At 72.4% G+C, this 13,380-nt stretch carries 13 protein-coding genes; 7 read left to right on the forward strand and 6 right to left on the reverse strand.

Annotated elements, in window-relative coordinates; translation table 11 throughout:
- Nucleotides 1-4: 4 nt before the first annotated feature.
- Both AB0D34_RS31835 and AB0D34_RS31840 read left to right on the forward strand, forming a co-directional pair.
- Complete coding sequence (locus AB0D34_RS31835; RefSeq protein ID WP_362667744.1) at nt 5-394, forward strand: hypothetical protein; 390 nt, start codon at nt 5-7, stop codon at nt 392-394.
- A 110-nt stretch (nt 395-504) separates the two neighbouring features.
- Nucleotides 505-1,926 carry a S28 family serine protease gene (locus AB0D34_RS31840; RefSeq protein ID WP_362667746.1) on the forward strand — a complete coding sequence of 474 codons (1,422 nt, stop codon included), beginning with the start codon at nt 505-507 and terminating at the stop codon, nt 1,924-1,926.
- A gap of 25 nt (nt 1,927-1,951) precedes the next feature.
- Here the strand turns inward: AB0D34_RS31840 and AB0D34_RS31845 are convergent, their stop codons facing one another.
- Together AB0D34_RS31845 and AB0D34_RS31850 are read right to left on the reverse strand one after the other, a co-directional pair.
- Nucleotides 1,952-2,599, reverse strand: coding sequence for a hypothetical protein (locus AB0D34_RS31845; RefSeq protein ID WP_362667748.1), 648 nt, complete (start codon nt 2,597-2,599; stop codon nt 1,952-1,954).
- Between the two features lie 133 nt (nt 2,600-2,732).
- A complete protein-coding gene (locus tag AB0D34_RS31850; RefSeq protein WP_362667751.1) occupies nt 2,733-4,517 on the reverse strand; it encodes a glycoside hydrolase family 3 protein in 1,785 nt (594 codons plus the stop codon).
- Between the two features lie 356 nt (nt 4,518-4,873).
- Between AB0D34_RS31850 and AB0D34_RS31855 the strand changes: the two genes are divergently transcribed.
- The 3 genes from AB0D34_RS31855 (at nt 4,874) to AB0D34_RS31865 (ending at nt 7,611) form a co-directional block, all read left to right on the forward strand.
- Complete coding sequence (locus tag AB0D34_RS31855; protein ID WP_362667753.1) at nt 4,874-5,131, forward strand: hypothetical protein; 258 nt, start codon at nt 4,874-4,876, stop codon at nt 5,129-5,131.
- A gap of 580 nt (nt 5,132-5,711) precedes the next feature.
- Entirely contained in the window at nt 5,712-6,971 is a 1,260-nt protein-coding gene (aroA, locus tag AB0D34_RS31860) for a 3-phosphoshikimate 1-carboxyvinyltransferase (protein ID WP_362667755.1), read from the forward strand.
- Between the two features lie 7 nt (nt 6,972-6,978).
- Nucleotides 6,979-7,611 carry a GNAT family protein gene (locus tag AB0D34_RS31865; RefSeq protein ID WP_362667758.1) on the forward strand — a complete coding sequence of 211 codons (633 nt, stop codon included), beginning with the start codon at nt 6,979-6,981 and terminating at the stop codon, nt 7,609-7,611.
- A gap of 245 nt (nt 7,612-7,856) precedes the next feature.
- On the opposite strand, the gene AB0D34_RS31870 is transcribed toward AB0D34_RS31865, so the two are convergent.
- Nucleotides 7,857-8,813 carry a LysR substrate-binding domain-containing protein gene (locus AB0D34_RS31870; RefSeq protein WP_362667759.1) on the reverse strand — a complete coding sequence of 319 codons (957 nt, stop codon included), beginning with the start codon at nt 8,811-8,813 and terminating at the stop codon, nt 7,857-7,859.
- A 51-nt stretch (nt 8,814-8,864) separates the two neighbouring features.
- Between AB0D34_RS31870 and AB0D34_RS31875 the strand changes: the two genes are divergently transcribed.
- Complete coding sequence (locus AB0D34_RS31875) at nt 8,865-9,452, forward strand: alpha/beta hydrolase (RefSeq protein WP_362667761.1); 588 nt, start codon at nt 8,865-8,867, stop codon at nt 9,450-9,452.
- Here the strand turns inward: AB0D34_RS31875 and AB0D34_RS31880 are convergent.
- Nucleotides 9,427-10,674: an MFS transporter gene (locus AB0D34_RS31880; RefSeq protein ID WP_362667764.1), complete on the reverse strand. Its 1,248-nt coding sequence runs from the start codon at nt 10,672-10,674 to the stop codon at nt 9,427-9,429. The genes AB0D34_RS31875 and AB0D34_RS31880 overlap by 26 nt on opposite strands.
- A gap of 75 nt (nt 10,675-10,749) precedes the next feature.
- Complete coding sequence (locus AB0D34_RS31885) at nt 10,750-12,159, reverse strand: PLP-dependent aminotransferase family protein (protein WP_362667767.1); 1,410 nt, start codon at nt 12,157-12,159, stop codon at nt 10,750-10,752.
- Nucleotides 12,160-12,236: 77 nt separating this feature from the next.
- Here AB0D34_RS31885 and AB0D34_RS31890 point away from each other — a divergent pair, with 77 nt between their 5' ends.
- A complete protein-coding gene (locus AB0D34_RS31890; protein WP_362667769.1) occupies nt 12,237-12,479 on the forward strand; it encodes a hypothetical protein in 243 nt (80 codons plus the stop codon).
- Here the strand turns inward: AB0D34_RS31890 and AB0D34_RS31895 are convergent.
- The gene (locus AB0D34_RS31895; RefSeq protein WP_362667771.1) at nt 12,463-13,263 is read right to left on the reverse strand and encodes a sugar phosphate isomerase/epimerase family protein; all 801 of its coding nucleotides are present in this window, start codon (nt 13,261-13,263) and stop codon (nt 12,463-12,465) included. The two genes, AB0D34_RS31890 and AB0D34_RS31895, sit on opposite strands and share 17 nt — an antisense overlap.
- Between the last annotated feature and the right edge of the window lie 117 nt (nt 13,264-13,380).

The raw sequence follows: 13,380 nt of genomic DNA on the forward strand, positions 1-13,380 counted from the left end.
GGCAGTGAAGAGTGGAGCGATACGGCGGCTGGCGGTGGGGCTGGCCGTGGTGACCGTGTCCGGGGTGCTGGGCCTCGCCGTGCCGGGTCAGGCCCAGGCGGCGGCCTCGTCGTGCGAGGGGCGGAAGGTCAGGTCCTTCCCGTTCTCCACCGGAACCGTGGAGGTGTACAAGCGGCGCGGCTTCGTGTGCGCGGTCACCCTGTCCAAGCGTCCGGGGGTGCGACAGCACATGCTGGTGAGCCTGCGGGCGTACGGGCTCAGGCCGGTCGAGGACGCCGGGAAGTACAAGTACCGGGCCGGCCCCGTCACCGTGCACGCCGGGCAGCGCAAGGTGTGGGTCAAGGGAGCCGTGGGGCGGGGCAAGTACGACTCCGAGGGCTGGATCCGGCTCTGACATACAGATTTCCCACAGGGTTTTCCCCATCGAGGCGCCATCTCCCCTGGTGCTGACCGGACTTGCGCCGCTAGCGTCCGGCGCACATCTGTACTCACAGGGGAGGGTGCATGCGCAAGGCGCTCAGATGGCTCCTCACGCTGGTGGTGCTCATAGGCACCGTCAGCACGGCGGGTGCGGCGACCGCCGCCGAGCCGGAGCCGACGGACATCAAGGACCAGCTGCTGTCCATACCGGGCATGAGCCTCGTCCAGGAGAAGCCGTACACCGGGTACCGCTACTTCGTCCTCAACTACACCCAGCCGGTCGACCACCGGCACCCGTCCAAGGGCACGTTCCAGCAGCGGATCACCGTGCTGCACAAGGACGTCAGCCGCCCGACGGTCTTCTACACCGGCGGCTACAACGTCTCCACGACACCCGGCCGCAGCGAGCCGACCCGGATCGTGGACGGCAACCAGGTCTCCATGGAGTACCGCTTCTTCACGCCCTCCCGGCCCGACCCGGCCGACTGGACCAAGCTGGACATCTGGCAGGCCGCCAGCGACCAGCACCGCATCTTCAAGGCGCTGAAGAAGATCTACACCAGGAACTGGATCGCCACCGGCGGCTCCAAGGGCGGCATGACCGCCACCTACTTCGAGCGCTTCTACCCGCGTGACATGGACGGCGTCGTCGCCTACGTCGCCCCCAACGACGTGGTCAACAACGAGGACTCGGCCTACGACCGCTTCTTCGCGAAGGTCGGCACCAAGGAGTGCCGGGACCGGCTGAACGCGGTGCAGCGCGAGGCCCTGGTCCGCCGGGAGCCGCTGGAGAAGAAGTACGCCGAGTACGCGGCGGCGGAGGGCTTCACCTTCAACACCGTCGGCAGCCTCGACAAGGCCTACGAGGCCGTCGTACTCGACTACGTCTGGGGCTTCTGGCAGTACGGCCAGGCCGCCGACTGCGCCGAGGACGAGCTGATCCCGCCGAACGCCAAGACCGCGACCGACGACCAGATCTGGAACTCGATCGACACGATCTCCGGGTTCTCGTTCTACACGGACCAGGGCCTCACGCCGTACACGCCGTACTTCTACCAGGCGGCCACCCAGCTCGGCGCCCCGAACATCCACTTCCCGCACATCGAGAAGAAGTACATCCGCTACGGCTACCAGCCGCCGCGGAACTTCGTCCCGAGGGAGATCCCGACCAGGTTCCAGCCGTACGCGATGCGGGACGTGGACAACTGGGTGCGGCACAACGCCCGGCACATGCTCTACGTCTACGGCCAGAACGACCCGTGGGGCTCGGAGCGGTTCCGGGTCGACAAGGGGGCGAAGGACAGTTACGTCTTCACCGCGCCCGGCATGAACCACGGGGCGAACGTGGCCGGTCTGGTCGAGGACCAGAAGGCCTTCGCCACCGCGCGGATCCTCGACTGGGCGGATGTCCCGGCCCCGGCCGTCGCCGAGGCGAAGCCGCTCGCGAAGTTCGACAAGAAGCTGGACGTGCAGGACGTGGAGCGCGAGCCCACCCTGCGTCCGTAACCCGCTCACCGCGCCCGGCCGTCGCTCACAGCGGCCGGGCGCAACCCACCGGGCGGGGGCCGCCGAGCTGGACGTAGAGGGCCGTCGACAGTGGGCACTGAGTGCGCGTCGCGACGGCCTTCGCCACCTTGTACTGCGGCTTCTTCCCACCCGTGCCGTCGCACGAGGTCTCCCGGACCTGCCCGCTGCCCGAGCTGTACACACAGTCGCCGACGATGGTCCGCGGCCCGCCCCCGCCGCCGGGATCGCCGGGATGCGGCGGCTGCAGGTTGCGCATGCAGGCGTACCCCTGGGGCACCGCCCCGTCGCCGTCCTCGTCGGAGATCTGGCTCTGCTCGCTGATGTGCAGCACGAAGTCGGTGGTCGCCGGACACGGCGGACCGCCGGACGGGGTGCCGTCGTGCCGGGCCACGACCCGCGCCGCCGCCCGCTCACTGGTGCACGGCACCTCGGTGAAGCTCGCCTTGCCGAAGGAACTGCACTCGTCGACCGCGAGGAACACCGCGCCGAAACCGGAGGCCCGGGTCGCGGACGGCGGGACCGGGACCGTGGCGCCGGCCTTCCCCCGCTGGTCACCGCTGTCACTGCCGGCCGCCTGCGTACACCCCGTCAGCAGGGCGGCGAGCAGCGCCAGCAGTACGCACACCACCCCCGTGGAACACTTCTCGCGCATCGCAATCCCCCCGGACTACCCCCGCCGTCCAGCGTGACCGTCGCGGCGGGGCCACGCCAGACGTGTGGGGTGCTTTGCGCCTTTTGGGGGTGGTGGGCGGGTTGCGAGGCGTACGGCGACTACGCCCCGCGCGCTATCGGCCGTACGACAGCCCGTACCCGACCGGGTACAGCACCTTCGCCGGATCGTCGGCCCGCTGCACCGGCACCGGCAGCCTCCCGCGCGGCGACACCCGCCCGGCGATCACCCGTGCGGCCGCCCGCAGTTCGACGTCGGTCCAGGAGTAGGTCGCCAAGTAGGCCGGGACAGTGGGTAGTTGGGCCACGTCGTACGGATTGCGGATCGCGATCGCCACCACCGGCCTCCCGGTCGCCACGAGCCGCTCGACGAGGGTCTTCTGCGTGGCCGTGATGTTGTACGTCCCCACGACCACCGCGTCCGCTTGCTGAGCGGCGGTGACGGCCTGCTCGATGGTGGTCGTCGAGGGTGCCGTACCGGTCGACAGGGCCGTGGCGGTGAAGCCGAGTTCGGTGAGGGCGGCCGCGAGGACCCCGGTGGGCGGGCCCGTCGTACCGGACGGGGAGGCCGGGTCGGCACCCACGACGAGCAGCTTGCGGTGGGTGCGCCGGGACAGGGGCAGCAGCCGCTTCTCGTTGACCAGCAGGGTGGTCGTCCGCTCGGCGATCCGGTCGGCGGCGGCGAGGTGGGCCGGGGTGCCGACGGTCCGGTCGACGCCGCCCTGGCTGACGTACGGCTGCTCGAAGAGCCCCAGCCGGGCCTTGAGCCGCAGAATCCGCAGGATCGATTCGTCGAGCCGTGCCTCGGTGAGCTCTCCGTCCTGTACGGCCTTCAGGACCGCGTTCCACGCCACGTCCAGGGAGGGCGGGTTGAGGAGCTGGTCGACACCGGCCTTGAGGGCGAGGACGGGGACGCGGTCGTCGCCGTACTTGGTGCGGACGCCCTCCATGCCGAGGGAGTCCGTGACCACGACCCCGTCGTAGCCGAGTTCGCCGCGCAGGATGCCGGTGAGGATCGGGTGGGAGAGGGTGGCCGGGTCGCCGGAGTCGTCGAGGGCCGGGAACTGGATGTGCGCGGTCATGATCGAGTCGATGCCGGCGCGGATCGCGGCCCGGAAGGGCACGGCGTCCAGCTTCTCCCACAGTTCCCGGCTGTGCGTGATGACCGGGAAGCCGTAGTGGCTGTCGACGGCGGTGTCCCCGTGCCCCGGGAAGTGCTTGGCGGTCGCGGCCACCCTGGCGCCCTGGTACCCGGAGACCTCGGCGGCGACGAGTCCGGCGACGGCCTGCGGGTCGGCCCCGAAGGAGCGGACGCCGATGACCGGGTTGGCCGGGTTGACGTTGACGTCGGCGACGGGGGAGTAGTTCTGCCGGATGCCGATGGCGCGGAGCTCCTGCCCGGCGACACGGCCGAGGGACCGGGCGTCTTTCCGTGACCCGCCGGCGCCGATCGCCATGGCGCCCGGGAAGAGGGTGGCGGGCTCCCCGACCCGGCAGACGATCCCGTGCTCCTGGTCGGTGGAGATGGCGACGGGCAGCCCGCGGGGCTGTTCCAGGGACGCCTTCTGGATGCCGTTGGAGAGGTCGGCGATCTGGTGCGGGTCACGGGTGTTGTGCGCCCAGGTGAAGTAGATGATCCCGCCCACCCGGTACCTGGCGATCATCTCGGCGGCGCTGCGGACGCCGATCTCCTTGAGGTTGGCGTCGACGTCGGCCGGGTCGGGGGCGGTGGCGGAGTGGCCGTAGACCCGCATCACGAAGAGCTGGCCGACTTTCTCCTCAAGCGTCATACGGGAGATGAGGGAGCGGAGCCGGCGGTCGTCGGCGTATGCGGTCCCGCCGATCGCGAGTGAGGCGGCGACACCTGCTGTGGTGGCGAGGACGGTACGTCTGGAGGGCACGTGCGCTCCTTGGAGGTGATCCGCTGAAGGAAACTTCCGAGGAGTCACCAATAACCGGGAAGTTTCTGCCAGTCAAGGGAGTGCACAGTAACCAGGAAGGGGCCGCCATCGGCGCAGTTGGAGGGGGGCGCGCCGATGACGGCGTGCTGCCGGCCGCAGTACGGAGGAGAGGGTTGGTCAGCGTTCGCAGCCAGCAGCGAGGCCGACGCCGCACCACGGTGACTCTCCGGCAGCTTGCGGGTTGGACGAGCGGGACCGGGGCGGGGTTCCCGGCTGCGGCCGGATTTCCCGAAGTTGGGGAGTCCGGGACCAACGGGACGGGTGAGCCGACCAGTTGTCCGTCGTAGGGTCGTTGCATGGGTCAGCTGATGCCGCTCCTGATCGTCCTCTGCGCTCTCGCCGTCGTCCTCGGCCTCTTCGCAGCCCTGGCCCGTCGCATCCGCCGACGGGGCACGGCCGGTGGCGGTCTGCGCGGCGCCCTGGCGGCGTACGACGAGGCCTTCCACGGGACGGCGGCGGACTCGTACCAGGAGATCCAGCTACAGACGGACCGGAAGTCGCCGCTGCCGGATGACCGGTGGGGGCGGGGGCCTCGTTCTGGGCGGCGGGCGTGAAGGGGTCCTTCCGGGGAGGCCTTGGGTCGGTGGCGGTCGGTGGGTGGCTGGTGGGGTGGGGGTCGCGCTCCGGGCGGCGGGGCTGAAGGGGGCCCATCTTGTGCACGGCCTCGGGTCGGTGGCGGTCGTCGGGCGGCTAGGACCTGTCCGGTGGATCGGGTCGGGCAGTTGAGCGGGGACGACGGGGCCGCTCCCGCGGCGGGTGACACGGGGTGTCGGCGAGGGGGCGAGGATGCGACTGGGGCTGCTCCTCTCCGGAGAGTGCCGGTCCCGCGATCCCGGAACGGTCCGCCGCACAGGCCCTGGTGGGGTGGGGGTCGCGCTCCGGGCGGCGGGGCTGAAGGGGGTCCATTTCGTGGACGGCGTCGGGTCGGTGGCGGTCGGTGGGTGGCTGGTGGGGTGGGGGTCGCGCTCCGGGCGGCGGGGCTGAAGGGGGTCCATTTCGTGGACGGCGTCGGGTCGGTGGCGGTCGCTGGGGGGCTGGTGGGGTGGAGGGTCGCACTCCTGGCGGCGGGGCTGAACGGGTCCATCTCGTGGACGGTCTCGCGGCGGAGGGGGGTGCCGGGCGATCATGACGGGCATGCCCGTCGACATCCGCGCCCCGCGGACCCTCTCGCTCCCCGGCTCGAAGTCCATCACCGCCCGCGCGCTCTTCCTGGCCGCCGCGGCGGACGGGGTGACCACCCTCGTGCGGCCGCTCCGCTCGGACGACACGGAGGGTTTCGCCGAGGGGCTGGTACGGCTCGGTTACCGGGTGGGCCGTACCCCGGACACCTGGCAGGTGGACGGCCGCCCGCAGGGACCGGCGGTCGCCGAGGCCGACGTGTACTGCCGTGACGGGGCGACGACGGCCCGCTTCCTGCCCACGCTGGCCGCGGCCGGCCACGGCACCTACCGCTTCGACGCCTCGCCCCAGATGCGCAGACGTCCGCTGCTGCCGCTCTCGCGTGCCCTGCGGGACCTGGGCGTGGACCTGCGGCACGAGGAGGCGGAGGGGCATCATCCGCTGACCGTGCGGGCGGCGGGCGTCGAGGGAGGGGAGGTCGTGCTGGACGCTGGTCAGTCCTCCCAGTACCTCACCGCGCTCCTGCTGCTCGGCCCCCTCACCCGCCGGGGCCTGCGCATCCGTGTCACGGACCTGGTCTCGGTGCCGTACGTCGAGATCACCATCGCGATGATGCGGGCGTTCGGGGTGGAGGTGACCAGGGAGGACGACGTCTTCGTGGTCCCGCCGGGCGGCTATCGCGCCACGACCTACCGGGTCGAGCCCGACGCGTCCACCGCGAGCTACTTCTTCGCCGCGGCCGCGATCACCCCGGGCGCCGGGGTGACGGTCCCGGGGCTCGGCAGGGGCGCGCTCCAGGGTGACCTCGGTTTCGTGGACGTACTGCGGCGGATGGGCGCGGAGGTGACCCTCGGCGCGGACGCCACCACCGTCCGGGGCACGGGGTCGCTCCACGGTCTGACGGTCAACATGCGGGACATCTCGGACACCATGCCGACCCTGGCGGCGATCGCCCCCTTCGCGTCCGGCCCGGTCCGCATCGAGGACGTGGCGAACACACGGGTGAAGGAGTGCGACCGCCTGGACGCCTGCGCGGAGAACCTGCGGCGCCTGGGCGTGCGGGTGGCGACGGGACCGGACTGGATCGAGATCCACCCGGGAACGCCCACCGGGGCTCAGGTGACGACGTACGGCGACCACCGCATCGTGATGTCCTTCGCGGTCACCGGCCTGCGGGTACCGGGTATTTCGTTCGACGACCCCGGATGCGTACGGAAGACTTTCCCCGGTTTCCATGAGGCGTTCGCGGAGCTGCGACGGGGCATCGGGGGTTGATCGCACGGTGGGTTTCCAGCTGGAAGGGCCGGTCCTGGAGGGCGAGTTGGTACGCCTGGAACCCCTGGACCACAGACACACGGCGGACCTTGCCGTAGCGGCGGAGGAGAACCGCGGCACCTACGCCTTCACCTGGGTGCCCAGGGCCGGAGAGGTCCGTGACTACGTCGACGCGCAGCTCGCGCGGGCGGCGACGGGACGGCTCGCGCCGTACGCGCAGGTGTCGCGGGCCTCCGGGCGGGCGGTCGGGGCGACGTCGTACTGGGAGCCCCGGTGCTGGCGTTCGGAGGACCAACTCGACGCGGTCGAGGTCGGGTTCACCTGGCTGGGGGCCTCGGCCCAGGGCACCGGTGTCAACGCCGAGGCCAAGCTGCTGCTGTTCCGCCACGCCTTCGAGGGGTGGGGCGTCTCCCGGGTCGACCTGAAGACGGACGCGCGCAATGACCGCTCCCGGGCAGCGATCGAGAGCGTGGGCGCCCGCTTCGAGGGCGTGCTGCGGAACTGGTCGCGTTCCTGGGCGCCGGGGGAGGACGGACGCCTGCGGGACTCGGCGATCTTCGCCATCACGGCGGAGGAATGGCCGGAGCGCCGCGAGCGGCTGGAGGAGCGGGTGGCGGGGTTCGTGGCGCGGCGGGGTTGATCGGTGGGCGGATCCGCGGTGTCGGTCCGCTGTAGGTCGGCTGTCGGCCGGATACCGGTGGCCGTGGGGCGGCAGTCGGTGGCCCGTCGGTGACCTGACCCCTCGCCCGCGTCCTGCACGTCAGGCCCCTGCCGCGCACCCGGGCGACATCGAGGCCGCGCTCACCGAGACCCCGAGCCCGACGGGCAACACGGCTCAGGGTCTGATCGACCTGATCAACGGCAACGATCACCCCACCGCCAGGCTCATGGACCACTTGAGCCGGTCCCTGCCAACTCCGCTCCCGAGAGCCGCAGTTGGTCCAGTACCGTCGCCAGCACCGGATCCCCCTCCGCCCCCGACCGCACCGCCGCGAAGACATGCCGGGACGGGGGTGTCCCGTCCCGTGTCGTCAGCAGGGCCAGATCCCGGTGGGCGTACGCCGGGCGGACCATGCGGGGGACCAGCGCCACCCCCTGCCCCGCCTCGACCAGCGCGGCCAACGCGCCCCAGTCGTTCACCGCGTGCCGGATGTCCGGGGTGAAGCCCGCCGCCGCGCACACCGACCGCGCCACCGCACCGACACAACTGCGCGCGTCACCCACGATCCAGGCCTCACGGGCCAGTTCGCGCAAATCGACGCTTCCGCGCCCGGCGAAACGGTGACCGGCCGGGACGGCGATGTCCATCACGTCGGTGAACAACTCGGTACGGCGGTAACGGGCGTCCGTGTGCGCGGGCGCCGCCGCGAAGTGAACCGCCACCGCCACATCCACCTGACCCCCGTCCAACGCCGTGAACAGATCCGGCGGTTCGGACTCGGCCACGTCCACCCGGACCCGCGGCAGGCGGCCGGCGAGCGCCCGCAGCACCCCCGGCAGCAGACCGAGGATCCCGCTCGACAGACAGCCGATCGTCACCGACCCCCGCCCGCCCTCCCCGTACGCCGCCAAGTCGGCCCGCGCCCGCTCCAGTTGGGCCGCGATCGCGTCGGCGTGGGCCAGCAGCACCCGGGCCTGACCGGTCAGCCGTACCCCTCGCCCGTCCTTCTCCGTCAGCGGTACGCCGGTCTCGCGGGCCAGTGTCGCGATCTGCTGCGAGACGGCGGACGGGGTGAGATGCAGGGCCTCGGCCGTCCTCGCCAGACTGCCCCGGCGCTGCAGCTCCCGCAGCACGGTCAGCCGACGCAGGTCGACGGTAAAGGGTTCGCTTACCTGTTCCACCGTAAAAGATTAACTGGACCTGCGGGACGGTGATCGGAAACCATCGACGCCATGACCGCCTACCTCATCCTCCACGGCTGGCAGAACCACCGCCCGGAGCAGCACTGGCAGCACTGGCTCGCCGACCGCCTCGGCGAGCTCGGTCACCACGTCACCTACCCCCAGCTGCCCGACCCGGACGACCCCGACCTCGACACCTGGCTCGCCGAACTCACCCGGCACCTCGATGAACTGCCCGCGACGGGGGAGCGGGTCGTCCTCGCCCACAGCGCCTCCGCCCTGCTGTGGCTGCACGCTGTTTCGCGCGGGCTCGTCAAGCACGGCTCGGCCGACCGGGTGCTGCTCGTCTCACCGCCGTCCGCCGCGGTGCTCGCCCGCTTTCCCGAGGTCGCCGAATTCACCGCGCCCGCCCTCGACTTCACCCTCCCCGCCCCCACCCGCCTGGTCGCCGGCGACGACGACCCGTACTGCCCGGAAGGCGCCCGCGAGACCTTCGGCGAACCGCTCGGCATCCCCACCGACCTCCTCCCCGGCGCCGCCCATCTCGACCTCGACGCCGGCTACGGCTCCTGGCCCGCCGTACTGGAGTGGTGTCTGGACCCGAACGCGAGGTTCACGCCTCGTCCGCCACGTCCTTAGCAGCGGCGGCCGCCCGCAACTCCGGTGTCCGCGCCCCCACATACCCCACCGCCACCACACACAGCAGACCGCCCGTCACCAGGGCCGTCACCCCCGAGCTCCAGCCCGCGACCAGACCGCCGCGCAGGTTGCCGAGGTGCGGGCCCGCCTGGCCGACGATCGTCTCGGCGGCCGTGACGCGGCCGAGCAGGGCGTCGGGGGTGCGGGTCTGGACGAGGGTGGTGCGGGAGAGGACGGCGAGGGCGTCCGCCGCCCCGGCCGCGGCCAGGAAGCCGAGCCCGGCCCAGGCGCTGGTCGTCAGACCGAACAGGGCCAGGGCCGCACCCCAGGTCGCCGACGCGCACAGCATCACCGGGCCGGGGCGGGCCAGACGGGTGACCGGCCCCGAGAAGACCGTCGCGAGGACCCCGCCCACCGCGAGCGCGGACAGGAACAGGCCGAGCGCGCGCGGGTCCCCGCCGAAGCGCTCCTCGTTGACCAGGGGGAACAGGCTCACCGGCATCGACAGGACAGTGGCGGCCAGGTCGGTCAGCAGCGCGCCGCGCACCACCCGGTGGCCGGTCAGGAAACGCAGCCCGTCGAGGACTCCGTGGACCCCCGGCCGGGACTTCTCGCCCTCGGGCGGCAGCGCGGGCAGCCCGTAGGCGCCGTAGAAGGACATCGCGAAGCTCAGGGTGTCCACCAGATAGCAGACGCCGATGCCCCACCAGCCGAGCACGAGCCCGGCGACGGCCGGGCCGACCAGCATCATCGCCTGCCCGGTGACCTGCTGGAGGGCGAGCCCCGCGGGCACCTGGTCCCTGGGCAGCAGCCGCGGCACGAACACGCCCGCGGCGGGTCCGCCGAGCGCGGCGAACGACGTCTGTGCCGCGACCAGCAGCAGGACGACCAGCACCGGCGCGTGCCCGGCGAAGCCCTGCACGGCCAGCAGCAGGGAACAGACCGCCGAGCCGACGGTGCCCGTGAGGTACACCCGGCGCCGGTCGGCCCGGTCGACCCAGGCACCCGCGAACAGACTGACCCCGACCATCGGCACCGCCTGCGCGATACCGACCGCGCCGCTCCACACCGTGCTGTGGGTCATGTCCCACACCTGGTACATGACGGTCACCATGGTCATGAAGGTGCCGAGCGTGGACACCGTGCGCCCCAACAGCAGCCGCCGGAAGACCGGGGAGGTGCGCAGCGGCCGTACATCGAGGAACGTACGGCCGAGGCTCATGACACGGGGACCGGGGGCGGGGCGGGCTGATGCACCCCGGGACGGTATCCGGCCGGGTCCGGCCCGGCCACCGAATTACCGGCTCGCCTCGATCGCCGTACGGAGGTGACGTACCGCCTCCTCCACCGTGCCGTCGGCGAGATTGCCGTAGCCGAGGACCAGGCCGTGGTCGGTGTGGTCGTCGGTGGCGTGATAGGCGGCCAGGTCGGCGACGGCCAGCGACCGGGCGGCCGCCGCCCTGACCACGGCCGCGGTGTCCACGGCGGGCGGCAGCCGCAGGATGAGGTGGAGCCCGGCAGCGACGCCGGACACCGGGGCGCCGGGCAACTGCTCGGCGAGGGCCCGCACGAGCCGGTCGCGGCGGTCGCGGTAACGCTGCCGGCAGGCCCGCAGATGGCGGTCGTAACCGCCCGACTCCAGCAGCGCGGCGAACGCGAGCTGGTCGAGGACCGGCGGCTGGGTGGCCGCCTGGTCGATCCGTCGCAGGGTGTCGGTCCAGCGCCCGGGCGCCACCAGCCAGCCGATGCCGAGCGCCGGGGACAGGGTCTTGCTCAGCGACTTCAGCAGGATCACCCGGGACGGGTCCATGCCCTGCAGGGCCGCGACCGGGCGGCGGTCGTAGCGGAACTCCGCGTCGTAGTCGTCCTCCAGTACGACGCCGTCCACCCGGCGGGCCCAGTCGAGCAGCGCGGCCCGCCGCTCGGGCACCAGCACGCTGCCCAGCGGGAACTGGTGCGCCGGAGCGGCCAGCACCGCCCGCAGGCCGGTGTGTCCGGCGAGGTCGTCGACGCACAGGCCGCCGTCGTCCGTGCGGACCGGCACCGGCTCCAGGCCGGCGGCGCGGACCACCTCACGCAGCCGTGTCCAGCCGGGTTCCTCACAGCCGACGGCGGTGATGCCCTGCGCGCGCAGGGCACGGCAGACGCGCCGCACCCCGTCGGTCACGCTCAGACACACCGTCACGTTCTGAGCGGTCGTCGAGACACCGCGGGAACGGCCCAGGTACTCGGCGAGCAGTCCTCTCAGCCGCGGATGACCACCGGGCGGCGGATACCCGAACTCCGTGAACGCCGTGTTCGTCACCTGGGCGCGCACGGCGTCCGCCCACCGGCGGCGCGGGAAGGCCCGCAGGTCCGGCAGGCCCGGCGCGAGATCGAAACGGGCCTCGGGCGCCCCGCGGGCCACGGGGCGCCCGGGGTCGCCGTCCGGGTCGCCGGACCAGCGCACCCGGGTCGCGGAACCGCTGCGGGCCTCCAGATATCCCTCGGCGACGAGCTGGCCGTACGCCTCCGTCACCGCCCAGCGGGAGCAGCCGAGGTCACCGGCGAGCTGCCGGCTGGGCGGCAGGGCGGTGCCGACCTCGACCCGTCCGCTGCGGATCGCCGAGCGCAGCGCCCGCTTCACCCGTTCGTGCAGGGGGCCGTCGCCCGGGCGGCCCAGGTCGATCAGGAGATCGCCCGCCAGATTGGTCTGTGATACCGGCATGCCATTGGACGGTAGCAGCGGACCGTTTCTCACTAACTTCGACAGTGAGCTCAGAGAGACACACGGAGGAGGAAGTGATGGCCATACCGAGGAGTTCGCAGACCGCCCACCCGCTGTTCCAGGGCGTGTTCAGCGACTGGCAGGCGAAGGCCGGTGTCCTGTCCGCGCTGCCGGACGCACCGGTGGTCGCCGACGAGACCCGGGCGGGACCGCCGGTGTGGCAGTGGCTGCGGTTCCGTCCGGGCAGGGGCGGCGGGCGCGCCCTTGAGCCGCTTCCGCCGCCGCTTAAGCCGCTTAAGCCGCTTACGCCGAGTCGTTGAGGAGCCGGGCCAGGTGCTCGCGCCCCGCCCCCAGCAGTTCCTCCAGCGGTGCGGCCGCCTCGTACCACCGCTTCTCGTACTCCCAGCACAGCCAGCCGTCCCAGCCGTGCCGGGACAGGACCTCCACGCACTCCGCGAGCGGCAGGACACCGGCGCCGAGCGCGACCGGGGTGGTGTCCTCGGCCGAGGCGATGTCCTTGACCTGGACGTATCCGAGGTGCGGGGCGAGGGCCGCGTAGGTCTCGGAGGGCTGCTCGCCGCCGAGCCAGGTGTGCATGACGTCCCAGAGGGAACCGACCTGGCGGTGGCCGACCGGCCCGAGGATCCGGATCGCGTCGGCACCCGTGCGGTGCGAGTCATGGGTTTCGAGGAGGATGCGTACGTCGAGGTCGCCGGCGTACTCCGCGGCCGTACCGAGTCGCCGGGCGGCCGTGGCGTCGGCGTCCTCGCGGGACTGGTCGGAGGCGGCGCCGGGGAAGACGCGGACGTATCGGGCGCCGAGGTCGCGGGCGAGGTCCAGGAGCCGGTGGATCTCCTCGACCACGGGCTCGTCGTCACCGGGCGCGGCCACGCGCGCGTACCCGGCGAGCCCGAGCACCTCCACGCCCGCCGCCTTGAACTCGGCGACCGCGTCGGCCCGTTCGGCGAGCCCGATACCGGGATGCACCGGCTCCTCAGGATGCGCGCGCAGTTCTACGCCGTGATACCCGTACGTGGTCGCGAGCCGCAGCACGTCGGTGAGGGGGAGGCCGGGGACACCGAGGGTGGAGAACGCCAGTTTCATGCGCCCTACTCTCACCCGGTGGAGTCGGTGCGGTCCAGTCCGGGCGGGGGTGGCGGCGGCCGGTGAAAGCGGAACGGCCGCGGGGTGCCTGCTGGCGCCGGCCGACTGGCGCAGCGG

Origin of the sequence: Streptomyces sp. NPDC048420 (assembly GCF_040651535.1) — a bacterium.
In the GTDB taxonomy this organism is placed as follows: domain Bacteria; phylum Actinomycetota; class Actinomycetes; order Streptomycetales; family Streptomycetaceae; genus Streptomyces.